Annotated in this window: 19 protein-coding genes; 18 read left to right on the forward strand and 1 reads right to left on the reverse strand. The window is 31.5% G+C overall.

The annotated features are described in order from the left end of the window. The 18 genes from gmk (at window position 1) to dnaE (ending at window position 18862) form a co-directional block, all read left to right on the forward strand. Window positions 1–618, forward strand: a complete 618-nt coding sequence (gene gmk / locus LNAT_RS05330; RefSeq protein ID WP_172413506.1) for a guanylate kinase — start codon at window positions 1–3, stop codon at window positions 616–618. Beyond that, the gene (gene argS / locus LNAT_RS05335; RefSeq protein WP_096259118.1) at window positions 615–2213 is read left to right on the forward strand and encodes an arginine--tRNA ligase; all 1599 of its coding nucleotides are present in this window, start codon (window positions 615–617) and stop codon (window positions 2211–2213) included. The genes gmk and argS overlap by 4 nt, the downstream gene beginning before the upstream one ends. Next, on the forward strand, window positions 2194–2643 hold the full coding sequence (locus LNAT_RS05340) for a 2-thiouracil desulfurase family protein (protein ID WP_238594003.1): 450 nt from the start codon (window positions 2194–2196) through the stop codon (window positions 2641–2643). The genes argS and LNAT_RS05340 overlap by 20 nt, the downstream gene beginning before the upstream one ends. Continuing rightward, on the forward strand, window positions 2631–3173 hold the full coding sequence (nadD, locus tag LNAT_RS05345) for a nicotinate (nicotinamide) nucleotide adenylyltransferase (RefSeq protein WP_096259124.1): 543 nt from the start codon (window positions 2631–2633) through the stop codon (window positions 3171–3173). The genes LNAT_RS05340 and nadD overlap by 13 nt, the downstream gene beginning before the upstream one ends. Next, complete coding sequence (rsfS, locus tag LNAT_RS05350) at window positions 3151–3477, forward strand: ribosome silencing factor (RefSeq protein WP_096259126.1); 327 nt, start codon at window positions 3151–3153, stop codon at window positions 3475–3477. Before nadD ends, rsfS begins: the two co-directional genes overlap by 23 nt. After that, window positions 3478–4461, forward strand: coding sequence for a type I glyceraldehyde-3-phosphate dehydrogenase (gap, locus tag LNAT_RS05355; RefSeq protein WP_096259129.1), 984 nt, complete (start codon window positions 3478–3480; stop codon window positions 4459–4461). 39 nt (window positions 4462–4500) lie between these two features. Next, entirely contained in the window at window positions 4501–5697 is a 1197-nt protein-coding gene (locus tag LNAT_RS05360; protein ID WP_096259132.1) for a phosphoglycerate kinase, read from the forward strand. Beyond that, window positions 5694–6380, forward strand: coding sequence for a triose-phosphate isomerase (locus LNAT_RS05365; RefSeq protein WP_096259135.1), 687 nt, complete (start codon window positions 5694–5696; stop codon window positions 6378–6380). Before LNAT_RS05360 ends, LNAT_RS05365 begins: the two co-directional genes overlap by 4 nt. After that, window positions 6377–7159: an enoyl-ACP reductase FabI gene (fabI, locus tag LNAT_RS05370; RefSeq protein WP_096259138.1), complete on the forward strand. Its 783-nt coding sequence runs from the start codon at window positions 6377–6379 to the stop codon at window positions 7157–7159. The genes LNAT_RS05365 and fabI overlap by 4 nt, the downstream gene beginning before the upstream one ends. 172 nt (window positions 7160–7331) lie before the next feature. Beyond that, window positions 7332–8621 carry a major outer membrane protein gene (locus LNAT_RS05375; protein WP_096259142.1) on the forward strand — a complete coding sequence of 430 codons (1290 nt, stop codon included), beginning with the start codon at window positions 7332–7334 and terminating at the stop codon, window positions 8619–8621. A gap of 144 nt (window positions 8622–8765) precedes the next feature. Next, window positions 8766–9950, forward strand: coding sequence for a major outer membrane protein (locus LNAT_RS05380; RefSeq protein WP_096259145.1), 1185 nt, complete (start codon window positions 8766–8768; stop codon window positions 9948–9950). A gap of 194 nt (window positions 9951–10144) precedes the next feature. Then, entirely contained in the window at window positions 10145–10813 is a 669-nt protein-coding gene (locus tag LNAT_RS05385) for a TrmH family RNA methyltransferase (protein ID WP_096259148.1), read from the forward strand. Further along, complete coding sequence (locus LNAT_RS05390) at window positions 10800–11633, forward strand: helix-turn-helix domain-containing protein (RefSeq protein ID WP_096259151.1); 834 nt, start codon at window positions 10800–10802, stop codon at window positions 11631–11633. The genes LNAT_RS05385 and LNAT_RS05390 overlap by 14 nt, the downstream gene beginning before the upstream one ends. After that, window positions 11630–12388 carry a hypothetical protein gene (locus LNAT_RS05395; RefSeq protein WP_096259154.1) on the forward strand — a complete coding sequence of 253 codons (759 nt, stop codon included), beginning with the start codon at window positions 11630–11632 and terminating at the stop codon, window positions 12386–12388. The genes LNAT_RS05390 and LNAT_RS05395 overlap by 4 nt, the downstream gene beginning before the upstream one ends. Beyond that, window positions 12385–13596: an LL-diaminopimelate aminotransferase gene (locus tag LNAT_RS05400; protein WP_096259157.1), complete on the forward strand. Its 1212-nt coding sequence runs from the start codon at window positions 12385–12387 to the stop codon at window positions 13594–13596. The genes LNAT_RS05395 and LNAT_RS05400 overlap by 4 nt, the downstream gene beginning before the upstream one ends. After that, entirely contained in the window at window positions 13589–14842 is a 1254-nt protein-coding gene (locus LNAT_RS05405) for a homoserine dehydrogenase (protein WP_096259161.1), read from the forward strand. Before LNAT_RS05400 ends, LNAT_RS05405 begins: the two co-directional genes overlap by 8 nt. After that, window positions 14839–15495: a Crp/Fnr family transcriptional regulator gene (locus LNAT_RS05410; RefSeq protein WP_096259164.1), complete on the forward strand. Its 657-nt coding sequence runs from the start codon at window positions 14839–14841 to the stop codon at window positions 15493–15495. Before LNAT_RS05405 ends, LNAT_RS05410 begins: the two co-directional genes overlap by 4 nt. Continuing rightward, on the forward strand, window positions 15470–18862 hold the full coding sequence (gene dnaE / locus LNAT_RS05415) for a DNA polymerase III subunit alpha (RefSeq protein WP_096259167.1): 3393 nt from the start codon (window positions 15470–15472) through the stop codon (window positions 18860–18862). The genes LNAT_RS05410 and dnaE overlap by 26 nt, the downstream gene beginning before the upstream one ends. Here dnaE and LNAT_RS05420 read toward each other — a convergent pair. Then, on the reverse strand, window positions 18851–19282 hold the full coding sequence (locus LNAT_RS05420; RefSeq protein WP_096259170.1) for a DNA polymerase III subunit alpha: 432 nt from the start codon (window positions 19280–19282) through the stop codon (window positions 18851–18853). The two genes, dnaE and LNAT_RS05420, sit on opposite strands and share 12 nt — an antisense overlap. Between the last annotated feature and the right edge of the window lie 16 nt (window positions 19283–19298).

Genomic DNA, 19298 nt, shown 5'->3' on the forward strand with positions numbered 1-19298 from the left:
ATGAAGGGAAGTATTTTAGTGGTATCGGGTCCTAGCGGAAGCGGAAAAACAAGTTTGGCAAGAAGTGTTTGTGAAGAACTGGGGGATAGGGCGTATTTTAGTATTTCTTCTACAACAAGACCAATGCGTGAGGGGGAAAAAGAGGGGGTTGATTATTTTTTTGTAAGTAAAGAAGAATTTTTAAAAGATATAGAAGAAGGTTATTTTCTTGAGTGGGCGGAAGTTCACGGTAATTTTTACGGCACTAGTAAAAGACAGATAGATAAGGCTTTGAATGAAGGTAAAATTGTATTTTTGGATATTGACGTTCAAGGACATGAGAATGTAAGAAAAGCATATCCGAATATTACCACAAGTGTGTTTGTGACTACCAAAAATGAAAAAATACTTATTGAAAGACTTAAAAAAAGAGGAACTGAAACTGAAGAGAGCCTAAAAATAAGACTTATAAATGCTTATAATGAAATGAAAAAGATTGATGAATATGATTTTTTACTTATAAATGATGATTTTGAAGAGGCAAAAGAATATTTAAGAGCGGTTGCAATTGCATCACTTATTAAAAGAAGTAAATATGATGTAAATAAATTTATAAACAAATGGAAAGGAAATGAATGAAAAAAAGAGTTGCCGATATTTTTAAAGAGCATTTGAAAGAACATCCTCCGATTAACAAACCAAAACAGAAGGATTTCGGACATTTTGCAGTACCTGTTTTTAAATATGCAAAAGAAAATAAAATGAACCCTGTGGAATTTGCAAAAAATTTATGTGAAAAACTAAGTGGTTGCGAAGAATTTGAAAATGTCGAAGCCCTAAGCGGATTTGTAAACATTAAACTCAGCGATAAGTTTTTAGATGAATTTGCAAATAAAGTATTAAATGAAAAAGAAAATTTTGGCAAAAGTGAAAGAAAAGAAAAAATTTTGCTTGAATATATTTCCGCAAATCCAACAGGCCCTCTTCATATCGGCCATGCAAGGGGGGCTATTTACGGGGATTCAATAGCTAGGATTGGAAGACATGTAGGATATAAAATAGATACTGAATATTATGTAAATGATGCAGGCCGACAAATTATGCTTCTTGGACTTTCAGTGTATCTGGCCGCAAGGGAAATTTTGGGACTTGATGTAAACTGGCCGCAAGAATATTACAGAGGTGAATATATTAAAGACTTAGCGGGTGAAGCTATAAAAGAATTTGGAGAAGATTATTTTAAAAAAGAGATTGATATTAATAATTTCAACGATGAAACACTTATGATGTGGGCAAAAGAGAAGATGTTAGATGAAATAAAAAAAGATATTAAGGCCCTTAATGTAACTCCTTTTGATAACTGGGTAAGTGAAAAAGAATTATATAAATACTGGGATGAGGTAAGAGAAATTTTAGAAAAAAACGGTGCACTTTATGAAAAAGACGGTAAAGTATGGATAAAATCGTCTGAATTTAAAGATGAAAAAGACAGGGTTGTGGTAAGGGAGGACGGAAGACCTACATATTTAGCAGGTGATATTATTTATCACTGGGATAAATTCAAAAGAAATTATGACAGATATATCAATATCTGGGGGGCGGACCATCACGGATATATTGCAAGGGTAAAAGCAGCTATTAAATTTTTGGGGTTTGACCCGGATAAATTGGAAATACTTCTTTCTCAAATGGTAAAACTTCTAAAAGGCGGAGAGCCTTATAAAATGAGTAAAAGGGCGGGTAATTTTATTTTGGTCAGGGATGTGGTTGAAGATGTCGGAGCTGATGCCCTGCGTTTTATTTTTTTAACAAAAAGGGCGGATACACACCTTGAATTTGACGTGGATGATTTAAAAAAAGAAGATTCTTCAAATCCGAGTTTTTATGTGAATTATGCACATGCAAGAATACGTTCTATATTTAGAAATAAAAATATGGATTATGATGATGTAAAAAATGTGGAACTTAAAAATTTGGAAGATGATGAAAAAGAGTTATTGTTTTTTGCACTCACACTTCCATATGTATTAGAAGATGCATTTATAAACAGGGAACCTCACAGGCTTACAAACTATCTGATAGATTTGGCAAGTGAATTTCATAGGTTTTACAATAAAAATAAAGTTATCGGAAGTGAGAGGGAAGAAGTCAGACTTAAAATTTTGGCGGTTGTCGGAATAATTATAAAACTTGGACTAAATTTACTTGGAATAAATGCAAAAGAAAAAATGTAATATGAAAAAAAAGGCAATGATTAGCAAATGTATGCTGGGATTTCCCTGCAGGTATGACGGAAAATCAAAGCCGCTTGAAAAAGAGAAACTTGATAAATTAAAAAAAGAATATGAACTTATCCCTTTTTGTCCCGAGGCTTTTGCTCTTCCGACCCCAAGACCGGCTGCCAGATTTATAGGGGATAGAATTATTGATATAAACGGGGTTGATAAAACAGATGCATTTTTGAAAGGGGCAAAAGAGGCTCTCAGGATTTGCAAGGAAGAAGGGATTAAAATTTTTATAGGTAAAGAAAAATCCCCTAGCTGCGGAATTAAAAAAACAAGTGCTTATATAAACGGTTGTGAGTGTAAGTGTGATGCATTCGGGCTTACAAGTAAAATTTTAAAAGAAAATGGACTAAAGCTTATCAGCGAATGGGAAATATAGCGATTTTCGGAGGCAGTTTTGACCCTCCCCATTTAGGACATGTGGAAATTGTAAATAAAGCTCTTGAACAGCTTGATATAGATAAACTGATAATAATGCCAAATTACTTAAATCCTCTAAAAAAAACATTTCACGCCCCGGCTGAACTTAGGCTTAAGTGGTTAAAAAAAATTTTTAAAGATAATCCAAAAGTTGAAGTAAGTGATTTTGAAATAAAACAAAACAGACCCGTTTATTCAATAGAGACTATTAAAAAATTTAGACCGAAATATTTTATTATCGGAAGTGACAATTTAAAAACGCTTGACAAATGGAAAAATATTGATGAGATTTTAAAATTGACAGAACTTGTAGTGGCAACAAGAGGACAAGTTGATTTAGATTTGCTTAAGAAGTATAATATTAAAAAAGTTTTGAGAGTTAATATTCCCATTAGTTCCACAGAAATCAGAAATTGTAATTTTAAATATTTACCAAAACAAATAGAAAAAGAAATAAAGGAGTTTTATGGACAGAATTGCAAAAATTAAAGAGCTTCTCGATGAAAAAAAAGCTCTTGATATAATGGATTATGATTTAAGGGATAAAGATTATTTTGTGGATTACGTAATAGTGGCAACCACTATGGCCGATAAACACGGTGCGGCACTGCTTGATCATCTGAAAAAAACATTAAAACCGATGGGTGAGACTTTTTTGGGAATTGATGAAAGTGAAGACTGGATTGTAATAGATTTGGGTGATATTCTAATACATTTAATGAGCGAAGAATACAGGGCAAAATATCAAATGGATAAGTTTCTTGAAGAAATAAAATCAAGAATAAGGCCGTAAATGAAGATTGCTATTAATGGAATAGGAAGAATTGGAAGAAGTATTTTAAGGGTGGCGCTTAAAAAAAATATAGAAATAGTGGCAATAAATGATTTAATGGATATAAAAAGCGCCGCATATTTAATTAAATATGACACAACCCGCGGAATTTTAAACGAAGAAGTTGAAATAATTGATAAAAATACTTTAAAAGTGGGAGAAAATTTTATTAATTATTCTCAAAAAACCATTCCTGCCGAAATACCTTTTGGTGAAGCTGATATAGTTCTTGAGTGTACCGGTAAGTTTTTAAGCAGCGATTTAGCCAAAGGACATTTAAAAGGAAATGTAAAAAAAGTTATTCTCTCTGCTCCCGCAAATGATGATACTCCTACATATGTACTTGGTGTTAATCATAAAGATTATAAAGGTGAGAGCATAATTTCAAATGCATCATGTACCACAAACTGTCTTGGACCTGTGGCAAAAATAATTGATGAAAAATTTGGAATTGTAAAAGGTTTTATGAGCACAATTCATTCATATACAATGGACCAAAAACTTCTTGATGCTCCAAATAATAGGGATATAAGGCGTTCCCGTGCGGCGGCTGAAAATATAATACCGACTTTTACCGGGGCTGCAAAAGCAATTTATAAGGTGCTTCCTAATTTAAAAGGAAGGCTTGACGGTGTAAGTATAAGAGTGCCTGTTGCAAATGTTTCCCTTATGGATTTAACACTTGAACTTGAAAAAGATACTACAAAAGAAGAGATAAATGAGCTGATTAAATTTCATTCAATGACTGATTTAAAAGGTATTTTAGAAGTTGATGAAGAATTTAAAGTAAGCAGTGATATTAATTCAAATCCCGCAAGTAGCATAGTTGCGCCTGATCTTACAAAAGTAAATAAAAATCTTGTTAAAATTTTCAGCTGGTATGATAACGAGTGGGGTTATTCAAACAGAATGATTGAAATGGCGGAATATATTTATAAAATGTAAAATGAAAAATAAATAATTAAATTAAATGAAAGGAGTGATATGAATTTAAACTCGCCGAAAGATTTGGAACTTAAAGAGGGAAACAGTGTATTTTTAAGATGTGATTTTAATGTGCCTTTGGATGAGTTTGGAAATATTACGGATGACAGAAGAATCAGAATGGCGCTTCCTACCATCAGGTATTTAATAGACCACGGGTGTAAAATTGTAATAGGCTCTCACTTAGGAAGACCAAAAGGGGAATTTAATGAAAAATATTCACTAAAACCTGTTGCAAAAAGACTTTCAAAACTTTTAAATCAGGATGTGATTATGGCAGATGATGTTGTCGGTCCTGATGCAAAAAGCAAAGCGGTTAATTTACAAAACGGGGAAGTTTTACTGCTTGAAAATTTAAGATTTGACCCGAGAGAGACAAAAAACGATGAGGGATTTGCAAAAGAATTATCTGATTATGGGGAGTTTTATATAAATGACGCTTTTGGAGTAAGCCACAGGGCTCATGCAAGTGTGGAGGCAATTACAAGATTTTACGATGACAGACACAAAGCGGCTGGATTTTTACTGCTTAAGGAAATAAATTTCTTTTATAAACTTCTTCAAAAACCGGTTAGACCTTTTGTGGCTGTTGTCGGCGGCAGTAAGGTAAGCGGAAAACTTCAGGCATTAATGAATCTGCTTGATAAAGTGGATAAAATGATTATCGGCGGCGGTATGGCTTTTACATTTTTAAAGGCTATGGGGTATAATGTAGGTAAAAGTCTGGTGGAAGATGATTTGATTGATGAGGCATTAAAAATTATGGCCGAGGCTAAGAGGCTTGGTGTTAAATTTTATCTGCCGGTTGATATAGTGGTTGCTGACAGGTTTGCAGAAGATGCAATGGTAAAATATGTACCGTCCCAAGAAATTCCGGATGATTGGATGGGGCTTGATATAGGACCTGCAAGTGTTAGGCTTTTTGGGGAAGTTTTATGGGATGCGCAGACAATTCTTTGGAACGGCCCAATGGGGGTTTATGAAATGGATAAGTTTAGCAGGGGGACATTTAAAATTTCCCATGAAATTGCAAGAAGCCACGGAATTAAAGTGGTAGGCGGGGGAGATACGGCCGATGCGGTTCAAAGAGCCGGGGATGACGAAGAGATGACATTCATATCAACCGGCGGCGGTGCAAGCCTGGAACTGCTTGAAGGTAAAAAACTTCCTGCAATTGCGGCATTGGAGATAAAATGATAGTAGCGGCAAATTTTAAAACAAATAAAACAAGAAAAGAAACAGTAGAATATTTAAAAGAGCTTAAAACTATTGATTTTGAAAATGTTAAAGTCGCTGTTTTTCCTCCGCAGACCGCTTTAACTGAAGATGATTTAATCGGGGCTCAAAACGCATATCCCACTGTTAACGGTGCATATACCGGGGAAATCGGACTTGAGCAGCTTAATGAATTTAATATAAAAAGAATTTTGATAGGCCACAGTGAGAGAAGACACATATTAGGTGAAACACAGGAATTTATCGCTGAAAAATTTAATTTTTTTAAAGAAAACGGATTTGAAATATTTTACTGTATCGGCGAGCCGCTTGAAATTAGGAAAAAAGGAATTGATGCGGTAATTGAATATTTAAAAAATCAGTTCAGGGGGATTGATTTAGAATATGAAAAATTGATTGTCGCATACGAACCTGTCTGGGCAATTGGGACTGGAGTTAGTGCAAGTATAGATGAAATTAGAGCAACTCATGCAGAAATTAGAAAATTTACCTCTAAACCTATACTTTACGGCGGAAGTGTTAAGCTTAATAATATAGAAGATATTATAAAAATAAAAAATGTAGACGGGGTTTTGGTAGGAAGTGCCAGTTTGGATGTAAATGTGTTTAAACAAATGATAAAAAAAGCAAAGGAGAATAAATGAGTGTAATGGAAGGAAAAATAGGTTTGGTTGTAGGTGTGGCAAATAACCGTTCAATTGCTTACGGAATTGCAAAAGCTTGCAAAAGGGAAGGAGCTGAAGTTATTCTTACTTATCAAAATGATAAATTAAAGCCACGTGTAGAAAAAGTTGCGAACGAACTTGGAGTAAAACATATTTATCCTTTAGACGTAAGTAAGGAAGAAGAATTAATTGCTTTGAGAGAAAATATAGAAAAAGATTATGGAAAGATTGATTTTCTTGTTCATTCTGTTGCTTTTGCGCCAAGAGAAGCGCTTGATGGAAAATTTATTGATACTAAAAAAGAGGCTTTCAATACTGCAATGGAAATCAGTGTCTATTCATTAATAGAACTTGTCCAAAAACTTGAACCTATTATGAATGACGGGGCGAGTATATTGACACTTACTTATCTTGGAAGTACAAGATATATCCCTCATTATAATGTAATGGGTGTGGCAAAAGCGGCTTTGGAAGCGAGTGTAAGATATTTGGCGGTGGATCTTGGTGAGAGAAAAATTAGAATAAACGCCCTTAGTGCAGGTCCTATTAAAACACTTGCGGCAAGCGGAATAGGTGATTTTAGTGAAATACTTAAATATAATGAAAAAAATTCCCCACTTATGAAAAACGTGACTATTGACGAGGTTGGAAATTCGGGAATGTATTTATTAAGTGATCTTTCAAGCGGAGTAACTGGTGAAGTGCATTTTGTAGACAGCGGATATAATATAATGGGTATGCCAAGGTATGATAAATAAGGTAAAAATATATAATGAATATATGGAAAATTGAGAATGAACGAGAAAATTATTAATAAATTATTAACAACTTTGGAAAATTTTGCAAAAAATTATAAAAAACATTTGATTTTTTTTGAATTTGACGATATAATTGTGAGACAAAATTAAATTTAAACAAAGGAGAGAGAAGATGCTAAAAAAATTATCTTTAGCGGCTTTAGTAGCAATGGGTTCAATGAGTGTTGCAAGTGCAACTCCTCTAACAGACGCAATTAAAGGTGTAAGTCTTAACGGATTTTTGAGAATCAGATATTATTATGATAAATTTGATGCAAATCAAGATAGTGGTGATTTAAGCTATAACAGATGGAGAACAAATGCTAAATTGGTATTTGGTGTTCCGGTTGCTGAAAATATGAAAATAGTTTGGAGAGTTCATGCTCAAACCAATGTATATGATAAAGCTACAACTGGTGTAAGCAATGGATCATATGTAATTACTGGAGTTGATGCAGGAACTAATACATTAACTGGTAAAAAAACAAATGTAGCAAAAACTGGACTAAGTGATAGCTTATTTTTCTTAAATTATGCAAATAATGGATTAATTGTTAATGTTGGTGTTGTTCCTCTTGGTAAATTGCCATTTGCTTCAAGTGATCCATTTACAACTGGTCACGGTGCAGGTGTAGTTGCTATGTATAATGCAGGTAACGGATTAACTGTAGCTGGTGGATGGGTTGATCATTTGTTTAATGCTGACGGAACACTTGATCAAGGAAATTTAGATTATCCTGTTTCTGCAGCAATTAATGGCGGTGCAAAAGATGTTTATACTGCAGGTGTTATTTATTCAAATGATGCATTTGGAAGTGTTCAGGCTTGGGATTACCATGTAACAGATGCAGTTAAAAATGCGTTTATGGTTATGGCGAATTTAAATCTTTTAAAAGACTATGGAGTAGGAATTAAAGCTGATTTTGCTACTTCAAAACTTGATGATAAAGCGTTAGGATTAACTGATGTAGACAATCATAATTATTACAGAGTAGCACTTACTGCAAATGTTGCTGGTGTTGATGCGGAACTTGGATATGCGGGAACTAACGATAAAGCGGGTGTGATTGCTACAAGTGATGATGCAGTAATTGGTCAAATTCCTATGGAATTGAGATATAATGTTGCAAATATGACTGATGTTGATGTATGGTATGGAAAACTTGGATACAACATTGACGAAAAAACAAACATTTGGGCTTCTTATGCAAGCATTGACCAAAGCAGTGGTAAAAACGCAGGAACAATAAACGCTACTAACAATATTGACAGTGATGAATTTGATATCGGTGCTGGATATAAATTTAACAAAAAATTCGGTGCTAATATCTACTATGCAAGCTTAGATTACAATAACGATGCAGAAAATGCAGGAAATCAAGATACTCAAGAAGTGAGAGCAGAATTAAGATATAACTTCTAATTTCTTCTTTGCCCTTTCGGGCTTTATTTTAAATAAAAAGTGTCAGATACTTTATTGTTAAGATTTTTGTTATTACAATAATGATTTTTTATTTAATATATTATATATAATAACGAATAATTTTTAAAAGTTAAAAGGAAGACGATGTTTTTTAAAAGATTTTCTTTTGCAATACTGTTGTCAATGGGAATTATAAATGTTGCAAACGCTACTCCTTTAACAGAAGCAATTAAATGTATAAATGTTAACGGTGCTTTGAGAATCAGATATTATTATTTTGATTTTGATGATAATGCTAATAAAACAAAAGGTGATATTTCTTATAACAGATGGAGAACAGACGCTAAATTGATTTTTAAAGTACCTGTTGCTGAAAATATGAAAATTATTTGGAGTGTTAATTCTGAAAGAAATATATATGATAAAGCCACAAGTAATAATCCTAAAATTCCTGCAAATAATGGTGGAAATTTGGAAAATGATTTATTTTATTTAAATTATGCAGATGATAAATTCGTAGTTAATGTAGGTACTATGCCTCTTGATTCATTGCCTTTTATTTCTAGTGAAAAATTTACTTATGGTTATGGTACTGGTGTTATGGGTAGATATAATATAAACGATAAATTAAAAATAACAGGCGGATGGATTGATCATTTATTTAATATCGATCATGCAAAACCTGATAATGTCAAATCTAATAAAGATATTTCTAATGATTTATATATTTTAGGGTTAAATTATTCAGATAGTTATTTTGGTTCGGTTAAAATGTTGGATTATCAAATAACAGATTTAATTGATAATGCATTTATAATTATGACAAATCTTAATTTCTTAAAAAATTATGGAATAGGTATTAATGCTGATTTTGCCACTTCAAAACTTAATGATTCCGTAATGTCAAATGCCGATAATCATAATTTTTATAACTTAGAGTTAAGTGCAGATGTTTATAATATTGATACAGAACTCGGATATGCCAAAACCGATAGTAACCCAGGGATAATTTCTACAAGTATTGATGCGAAGATTGGGCATATTCCTGTTCATATAAAAAAGAATGTGGCTAATTTAACTGATTCCGATATCTATTATGGTAAACTGGGTTATAAAATTGATAAAAAAACCAAATTTTATGTGTCTTATGCCAAAATTGACCAAGACAAAAACAGCGGTGATAATGATTCACAAGAATATACCGTTACTGGGAAATGTAAATTTAATAAAAAATTCAGTTTTACGGCATATTATGCTTATTTAAATTATAATAATGATACAAGCAATGATGAAGAAAAAATAAAAGCTGAGTTTTTATACAATTTTTAATTTTTTTCCTCTTTTATATTTAAGAGTATCAGTAAGTTTTTAGTAAAAATGATGAAAAACAGTGTATCTGATTTCAAATTTATAATTTTATTGGTTTTAATTTTTCATTGTTATTTTATATGCTCATTAATATAGTGCCAGACACATTGAAATATTTTACTTATTTTGTTACAATTCAATAAAAAAGAGTAATCGTGACGGTATATGGAAAAAGGGTGGTTGAATATATAATAAATAAACATCCTGAAATTGTAAAAGAAATTTTAATAAGTAAAAAATTAAGTAAATTTGAATTAAAAAAATTAAAAAATTTTAAAGTTAATTTTATAGACAATAAAACAGCTCAAAAAATCTCCCATAATCAAAACCATCAGGGTTATTTTGCAAAAATTGATTTTACCCCTGTAGAATATGAAATAATCGGTGAAAAAATTATTGTTTTAGATAATATAACAGATATGGGAAATATTGGAAATATAGTTCGTACTTCTTATGCTTTAGGTATAGATTTAATTATTGTAACAGGCATAAAAGAACTTAAATGGCCTCAATTAATCCGCACAAGTGCAGGGGCTGCCATTGATATGAAAATAATTTCTTTTTTTAACATTCTTGAACTTGTCAATATTTTAAAAACAAAAGGATATAAATTAATCGGTGCTGATATGAACGGTAAATGCAAAGTGGATACTACTTTTAAAACAGCATTGATTTTGGGAAGCGAAGGTGAAGGGTTAAATAAAAGGGTAAAAGAAAAATTAGATGATATAATTACAATTGAAATGAAAAGAGATTTTGATTCGCTGAATGTATCAAGTGCCGCTGCAATTTTAATAGATAGGATTACAAATGAATGCAGATGATTTTTTTGAACTACATTCAATAGAAGAAATAAATAAAAAAACGAAAATTTCACCTATATCACTCAGATTTATTAAAAACAAAGAATTTGATAAATTACCAAGGGTAAAATTTGTCGGATTTATCAGACTTATAGAAAAAAAATATAAAGTTGATTTAAATGAATTAATTAAGGAATATGAAGGGTATTTTCATCATAGCGATGACAAAAACAATAAAAAATCAGACAACATTCAAAAAAATAAAAGTGATAAAATAAAAGAAAAAAGAAGTTGTTTATGGATTTTAATTTTAATTATATTTGTTTTGACTTCATTTTTGTATTTTAAATTTTTTAACAAAAATAATACAAAAGATGAATTAATTGTTGAAGCAAATAAAACAACGGTTGTAAATAACGTGACTGAAAATGGATCAGAAAAAAACAACAGTGAAAATAATAATAAAACAAATGAAAATATTGTAGGCGGTATTAACAGTTCCATTGTAAATAATGAGACAAATATTTCTAATACTATAAAGTATAATACATCTTCAGTTAAAATAGAAAAAAATATTATAAAAGAATACAATATAACAATATTACCAAATGAAATGGTGTGGTTTAGGGCGTTAAATATAGATAATAACAAATCGGTTGAATATCTAACAAGTAAACCCAAAATATTAAAAGGAAATTATTATATAAAATTTGGTCACGGAAATATTACTGTTTTATATGATGATAAAAACATTACTCCAAATACAAAAAAAATTGTAAGAATACTGTTTAAAAACGGAAAATACGAATATTTAAAAAAACCGAACGAGTATGAAAAATGAAAAAATTAATAATATTTTTGGGAATATTTCTTTTTGCAAACAACTATGTTATTAATCTAATCGGTAAACAAGAATATGAAAATTATGCTCCGTTATTGAAATTTGATAACAATTTAACTCTTAAAGAAAGTGTAAAAAAATTAGAAAATTTAGGTCTTATAAATCTTTTTTTTGATAAACCGCAAATTATAAACACCGAATTTGTTTTTGAAAATAACAACCCAATACTTGAAGCTAAAATTTTATACAAAACTTTGAATTTAATGGGATATTATTATTTTTATCCTTCAAAATTAATTTATCAAAACAATAAATATACGGTAGATATTGAAATGAAAACAAATCATTATATAAATCCTTTAATTTTGATAAATACAATTGAAAATTACGGTTGCAGAGTTGTAAATATAATAAAAAAAGATAAGTATTATTATTTTATAGACGCTCAAAACGCTAAACTTCCCGCAATTAAGTTAAATAAGGAAGAAAAAAAATATATTAATGCTAAAGGTGAATATTGGGTGACACCTAATGGATTCAAAAAAATGAGTATTGTTTCTTCGAAACTTGACAATTGGTATCCTTATATTGTTTTTTATGATAAAAATTTAAATATTTTGAATATAATTGCATATAAAAAAGTGTGTAGATTTTTAAGTTTAAATATTCCGGAATACACTGTATATATAAAAATAAAAGACAATTTTTCAAAAATAAATTTTAAAAGAGGTATTTTAATTAAAGGACTAAAATGAATCATTTTGAAAGAATAGAAAGACTTCCCAATTATATTTTTGCAGTAATAAATGAGCTTAAACTTCAGGCAAGAAGGGCTGGTGAAGATATTATAGATTTTTCTATGGGAAATCCGGACGGTCCTACTCCAAAACCGATAGTTGATAAATTGATAGAAGCTGCAAGAAAACCAAAAAATCACAGATATTCAGTCAGTAAGGGTATTTATAAGCTTAGAGAAGCGATTTGCAACTGGTATGCAAGAAGATATAACGTCTCCCTTAATCCGGAAACAGAAGCTGTTGTAACAATGGGTAGCAAAGAAGGATATGTTCATTTAACACAGGCTATTACAAATGTAGGGGATGTGGCAATTGTTCCGGATCCTACATATCCAATCCATTCATACGCTTTTATGCTGGCCGGAGCTAGTGTCAGAAAGATTAAACTTACATATAATGAACAATATGAATTGGATGAAGATGATTTTTTCGCTCAGTTGAAACTTGCTATGATTGAATCAGTGCCAAAACCGAAATTTTTGGTTTTAAATTTCCCACATAATCCTACAACTGTTACTGTTAATAAAGATTTTTGGCAAAAAGCGGTTGATTTTGCAAAGGAAGAGGGGCTTTATATTATAAGTGATATTGCGTATGCTGATATTACATTTGACGGATACAAAACACCGTCCATTTTTGAAGCTAAAGGGGCTAAAGAAGTTGCGGTTGAGAGTTTTACATTATCCAAAAGTTATAATATGGCAGGTTGGAGAGTCGGATTTATGGTAGGAAATCCTGTATTAATCGGAGCTCTTCAAAAATATAAATCCTGGATAGATTACGGAATGTTTACCCCTATTCAGGTAGCCGCAACAGTGGCGCTTAGGGATTATACCCATTTGGTAAAAGATGTTGTTGAAACTTATGAAAAAAGAAGGGATGTTTTGATTGAAAGTTTTGCAAATGCCGGCTGGGAAATAGAAAAACCGAAAGCCACAATGTTTGTATGGGCAAAAATTCCTGAAGTCGCAAGACATCTTGGAAGTTTGGAATTTTCAAAAAGGCTGCTTACGGAAGCTCATATTGCGGTAAGTCCTGGAATTGGATTTGGTGCATACGGGGATGATTATGTAAGAATTGCTTTAATTGAAAATGAAAAAAGAATCCGTCAGGCTGCTAAAAATGTAAAATATTTTCTTAAGAGTTTAAAGGAAAATAATGGTTAAGATTGGAATAGTGGGTCTTGGCACGGTTGGCACAAGCGTTGTAAAAGTTTTACAGAAAAACAGAGACATAATTACTTCAAGGGCCGGAAAGGAAATAATGCCTGTTAGGGCTGTTGTTAAAAACTTAAATAAAAAAAGAGATGTTGATATAGAACTTACCGATGATTATAAAAAAGTAACAAGAGACAGTGAAATTGATATAGTAGTAGAACTTATGGGAGGGGTTGAAGAAGCGTATAAGGTTGTAAGTGATGCGCTCAAACATGGAAAAGCCGTAGTTACAGCAAATAAGGCCCTTCTTGCATATCATAGATTCGAACTTCAAAAACTGGCAAAAACCCCTTTTGAATACGAAGCTAGCGTTGCAGGGGGTATTCCTGTAATTAAGGCACTGAGAGATGGGCTAAGTGCAAATCACATTGAAGAAATTCAGGGGATTATAAACGGAACGTGTAATTATATTTTAAGCGAAATGAAAAAGGGAAGAGATTATTCTGACGTTTTGAAAGAAGCACAGGTTCTTGGATATGCGGAAGCTGACCCGACTTTTGATGTGGGGGGATTTGATGCTGCCCACAAACTGCTTATTTTGGCAAGTATTGCGTATAATATTGATGCAAAGCCAGAGGATATTTTAATTGAGGGAATTGAAAATATTAATTTGGTAGATATTGAGTTTGCAAAAGAGTTTGGTTATGAAATTAAACTTCTCGGAATTGCCAAAAAAGATAACAATAAAATAGAACTTCGTGTACATCCTACATTAATTCCACAAAGTAAAATGATTGCAAAAGTTGAAGGTGTTATGAATGCCGTAAGTGTTATCGGCGATGTTGTGGGTGAGACTATGTATTACGGACCCGGGGCCGGGGGAGATGCAACTGCCAGCGCTGTAATAAGTGATATTATCGAAATTGCAAGAGGTCAAAACAAACCGATGCTAGGATATAAAAAACCTCTTGAAATTGAAAAACTGACTTTAAAAACTCCAGATGAAATTGAAACAAAATATTATTTAAGAATTGCCGTTAATGATGAAATTGGCGTGCTTGAAAAAATTGCGCATATTTTGGCAAAAAATGATATTTCAATCGAAAGTTTCCTGCAAAAACCAAGAGACGGATTTGTAAAACTTCTTTTTGCAACCCATAAATCAATTGAAAAAAATGTTAAAAATGCAATAAAAGAAATAGAAAAAGAAAAATTTGTAATTAAGCCAATTAATTATATTAGAATAGAAGAATGATAGATAAACTAAGACGAATTTTTCTTTTTTTTAATATTTCAGATGAGCTTTTAAGTGAAATTGCCTCTTTTTCTAAATTAAAAACTTATCATAAAGATGAAATAATTTTTTATGAAGGTGAAAAAAAAGATAAATTTTATGGTATTGTAAGAGGTAATGTTTTAATGTATGATTCTGACGAAAAAGGTGAAATTATTCCAAAAAACCAGTTTGGATGCGGTGATATTTTCGGACTAATTTCTCAGATTCAAAACAGGCCTTACTGCCTTAGTGCAGTGAGTATTAATGAATCGGAAATTATTGAGATTGATTATAATAAGTTTGCAAAATACATCTCACATCCTCCGTTTAGCGATAGAATTATAAAAATGCTCAGTAACCAGATTTTACAGGAGATGGAATTTAACAAACTTCAAAAATATGATGCTACAAAAAGGGTTGTTTTTACTCTTTTAAATTTTCCTCAAAAATTTGTAAAAAGAAAAAAATATATGCTAGCAAAAGAGCTGGGTATGAGCCCGGAAACCCTCAGCAGAATTTTAAGCAGGTTAAAAAATGAAGAAATTATCTGTTATTGTGAAAAGTCTATAAAAATTTTGGATAAAGAAAAATTAAAAGGTTTGATAAATGGTTCTTTTTCATATTCACAGTGATTATTCACTGCTTCATTCAACTATCAGAATAAAAGATCTGGTAAAAAAGGCAAATGAATACGGATATAATGCACTTGGAATAACCGAACTTGATAATATGTTTAGTGCAATTGAATTTTATGAAACATGTAAGAAAAATGAAATTAAGCCGATTATCGGAAGTGAAATTATCATAAACAGAAATGATTTTCTCTCAAGAGTGATAATCTTAGCTAAAAATAAAAAAGGTTATGATAATTTAATGTATTTAAGTTCGGTGAGTTATCTGGATTTTTATAAAAAAGTGCCTCAGATTCCTTTTGAAAAATTGCTTGAAAATCAGGACGGATTAATTGTGATTTTACCTATGCTTGAGAGCGAAGTCGGGTTTCATTTAAATATATTTGATGAAGAAAATGTTTTAAAAGGTGCAGGGGGAATAGAAAGAGCAAAAGAAATTTTAAATGATTATAAAAAGTTTAATGAACTTTTTTTGGAGATAAGAAGGGATAATGAAAAAGAGACTTTAATTGAAAATGATTTAATTGCCTTAAGCCATGAATTTGATATTCCTCTGCTTGCAAGCAGCAATGTTTTTTATCTTGAAAAAGGCGATTATATTTATAAAGAAGCGCTTGAGTGCATAGAAAACAATAAACTTTTTGATGATTTACATAGAAAAATAGAAGTTGGAAAAAATTATTTTAAATCAATTGATGAGATGAATGAAATTTTTGCCGATTTGCCCGAGGCTGTTGCAAATACGGATAAACTCTCTGCAAGTGTGAATCTTGAAATTCCTCTTGGAAACCCTACTCCTCCTACTTTTAAATTTACAAAAGAGTATGCGGCGGCTGAAGGGCTTGAAATTGAGAGCGATGTGGAATATTTTGAATATAAATGCCGTGAGGGGCTTAAAGAGAGGCTTAAAAACATTCCGGAAGATTTGCATAAAACTTACTGGGACAGACTTGAATATGAAATAGATATTATAAAAAGAATGAAATTCCCAGGATATATGCTGATAGTCTGGGATTTTGTAAGGGAGGCAAAAAAAAGAAAAATTCCTGTAGGACCCGGAAGGGGTAGTGCAGCAGGAAGTTTGGTTGCATATTCTCTTAAAATTACAAACCTTGATCCCATAAGATATCATCTGCTATTTGAGAGGTTTTTAAACCCTGAGAGGGTTTCAATGCCAGATATTGATATGGACTTTTGTCAGGAGCGAAGAGGGGAAATAATTGAATATGTAAGAAACAAATACGGTAAAGTAAACGTGGCACAGGTTATTACATTCGGTTCTTTGCTTGCAAAAGGGGTTTTAAGGGATGTTGCAAGAATTTTTGGAATAAAATATGACGAAGCCGACAAATTTGTAAAACTGATTCCGGACCAGCTTGGAATTACCCTCCAAAAAGCTCTTGAAATGGAAGAGAAAATAAAAAAAATAATAGAGGAAGAGCCTTTATATAACAGACTTTATTCGTTTGGTTTAAATCTTGAAGGGTTAAAAAGAAATACCGGAATGCATGCTGCCGGGGTTGTAATAAGCGATGAGGAACTTTGGAAAAAATCCCCTTTATACAGACCTGATGAAAATGATGATACAATTGTTACACAGTATTCACTGAATTACCTGGAACCTGTGGATTTGATTAAATTTGACTTTTTGGGTCTTAAAACATTAACGGTAATTGACAGGGCTATTAAAAATGTAAAAGCAAACAGAGGCGAAGATGTAGATATTGACAATCTGAATTTAGATGATGAAAATGTTTTTAATCTGATTCAATCAGGTAAAACCCTTGGCTTATTCCAAATAGAATCTCAAGGGATGCAGGATTTGGCAAGAAGGCTTAAACCTTCCACTTTTGAGGATATTATTGCGATGCTGGCCCTCTACCGTCCGGGACCGATGGAAAGCGGAATGCTTGATGATTATATAGAAAGAAAACACGGCAGAAAAGAGATAAGTTATTTTTTTGATGAATTTACGGAAGTGCTTGAACCCATTTTAAAACCGACTTACGGAGTTATCGTTTATCAGGAACAGGTTATGCAGATAGTCCAGGCAATCGGCGGATTTTCTCTTGGAGAAGCCGATATTATCAGAAGGGCAATGGGTAAGAAAAAAGCCGATTTGATGGCAAAATATGCTGAAGAGTTTGCAACCCGTGCCGCTGAGAAGGGATTTTCTTATGAAAATGCCAAAAGTTTATTTAATTTAATAGAAAAATTTGCAGGTTACGGATTTAACAAATCCCATTCAGCTGCATATGCGCTTATTACTTATCAGACTTCTTTTTTAAAAAAATATTATCCAGCGGAATTTTTTGCAGCTTTAATGACCTATGAAGCCGATAATACAGATAAAATTGCAAAATATATTGAAGAAGCTAAATCTCTTGGAATAGAAGTACTGTCTCCAAATGTCAATAAATCTAATGCCGAATTTACTCCAATTGGAGAAAAAATTCTTTTTGGACTAAGTGCGATTAAAGGGGTAGGTAGCAAAGCAATTGAATCAATTGTGGAAAACAGGCCGTTTAAAGATTTAAATGATTTTATTTTAAATGTGGATACTACTAAAGTTAATAAAAAAGTTTTGGAACAGCTTATAAAAGCCGGGGCCATGGATGATTTTGGATATTCAAGAAAAGCAATGCTTAACGCAATTGAAGATATGCTTGAATACAAAAAAAGAGTGGAAGATAGAAAAAATGCACTAAATCATGCCAACTCTTTGTTTGCTGATTTACAAGAAGAGGAAGAAGTGGAAGAACTTAAAATTCCAAATTTAGTGGAATTTGATGTAAAAACCCTGCTTGAGGGTGAATTTGAAACGCTTGGATTTTATGTTTCAGCCCATCCGCTTGACCCATTTAAAGAACAGATTGATAAACTTGAATATAACCTTTCAAGTGAAATTGAAGAAATTTTGGGAAAAGAGGCTTTGTTTGTAGGTAAGATTGAATCAATGAAAGTGAGAATGTCAAAAAAAGGAAATAAATTTGCAATAGCGACACTTATGGATTTTCATGGAAAAATTGATATTATGATTTTTGAGAGGGATTTGGAAAATTTAGAACAATTTAATTTGGATGAACCTATTGCTATAAAAGCAAATGTGGATAAAGTGGCAGATTTTTTAAGGATTACCTGTAAAAAAATAATGTCTATTGAAGAAGCTCAGAACGAAAAGGCTGCAATTAAAGAAGAAATTTGTCTAATTGAAAGAGAATTAAGTGAAAATTATGAAGAGGATTTAATAAAAATATATAATGAAATAATAAAAAATCCGGGAAATAAAAGAGTAAACCTCCTTCTTAAAACTCCTTTTGGATTTAGTTTAAAAATAAATACAAATCTTAGAACGTCACTCAACTAATTCTTTTATTTTTTCTTTAAAATTACATAAAAACATTGGAAATTCAGCATCTACTTTGCTTATATCTACATATTCTTTAAAAAATGTATTTATATCAATTCCTTTTTGCATTCCAAGAGAAAATCCTTTAAACATTTCTTTAAGTTTTGGTGAATCTACAAGTTCTATCAGATTTTCGCAGTAACTTATTCCTTCTTCATACATTCCTTCTTTGTAGTATCCGATTATGTTATCAAATAATGTTACTAATGCAAACAATTCGTCTTCATTGGATAAATCAAATTTTTTATTTTCACTTAATTTTTGTTGATAATATAAAAAAGCTTCATTAAAAGCTTTTTCAAATTCCTCTTCCGCTTTGGCTGTATCTCCTTTACTTAGGGCATTTCTAAATTCTATATAATGTTGTTTTACAGACATACTTTTCCTTTTTTTT

Origin of the sequence: Lebetimonas natsushimae (assembly GCF_002335445.1) — a bacterium.
Lineage (GTDB): Bacteria > Campylobacterota > Campylobacteria > Campylobacterales > Nautiliaceae > Lebetimonas > Lebetimonas natsushimae.

Bases quoted from the DNA above. Each gene is read 5' to 3' on its own strand.
- gmk (WP_172413506.1), top strand. From the start codon at position 1: ATGAAGGGAAGTATTTTAGTGGTATCGGGTCCTAGCGGAAGCGGAAAA.
- argS (WP_096259118.1), top strand. From the start codon at position 615: ATGAAAAAAAGAGTTGCCGATATTTTTAAAGAGCATTTGAAAGAACAT.
- LNAT_RS05340 (WP_238594003.1), top strand. From the start codon at position 2,194: ATGCAAAAGAAAAAATGTAATATGAAAAAAAAGGCAATGATTAGCAAA.
- nadD (WP_096259124.1), top strand. From the start codon at position 2,631: ATGGGAAATATAGCGATTTTCGGAGGCAGTTTTGACCCTCCCCATTTA.
- rsfS (WP_096259126.1), top strand. From the start codon at position 3,151: ATGGACAGAATTGCAAAAATTAAAGAGCTTCTCGATGAAAAAAAAGCT.
- gap (WP_096259129.1), top strand. From the start codon at position 3,478: ATGAAGATTGCTATTAATGGAATAGGAAGAATTGGAAGAAGTATTTTA.
- LNAT_RS05360 (WP_096259132.1), top strand. From the start codon at position 4,501: ATGAATTTAAACTCGCCGAAAGATTTGGAACTTAAAGAGGGAAACAGT.
- LNAT_RS05365 (WP_096259135.1), top strand. From the start codon at position 5,694: ATGATAGTAGCGGCAAATTTTAAAACAAATAAAACAAGAAAAGAAACA.
- fabI (WP_096259138.1), top strand. From the start codon at position 6,377: ATGAGTGTAATGGAAGGAAAAATAGGTTTGGTTGTAGGTGTGGCAAAT.
- LNAT_RS05375 (WP_096259142.1), top strand. From the start codon at position 7,332: ATGCTAAAAAAATTATCTTTAGCGGCTTTAGTAGCAATGGGTTCAATG.
- LNAT_RS05380 (WP_096259145.1), top strand. From the start codon at position 8,766: ATGTTTTTTAAAAGATTTTCTTTTGCAATACTGTTGTCAATGGGAATT.
- LNAT_RS05390 (WP_096259151.1), top strand. From the start codon at position 10,800: ATGAATGCAGATGATTTTTTTGAACTACATTCAATAGAAGAAATAAAT.
- LNAT_RS05395 (WP_096259154.1), top strand. From the start codon at position 11,630: ATGAAAAAATTAATAATATTTTTGGGAATATTTCTTTTTGCAAACAAC.
- LNAT_RS05400 (WP_096259157.1), top strand. From the start codon at position 12,385: ATGAATCATTTTGAAAGAATAGAAAGACTTCCCAATTATATTTTTGCA.
- LNAT_RS05405 (WP_096259161.1), top strand. From the start codon at position 13,589: ATGGTTAAGATTGGAATAGTGGGTCTTGGCACGGTTGGCACAAGCGTT.
- LNAT_RS05410 (WP_096259164.1), top strand. From the start codon at position 14,839: ATGATAGATAAACTAAGACGAATTTTTCTTTTTTTTAATATTTCAGAT.
- dnaE (WP_096259167.1), top strand. From the start codon at position 15,470: ATGGTTCTTTTTCATATTCACAGTGATTATTCACTGCTTCATTCAACT.
- LNAT_RS05420 (WP_096259170.1), bottom strand. From the start codon at position 19,282: ATGTCTGTAAAACAACATTATATAGAATTTAGAAATGCCCTAAGTAAA.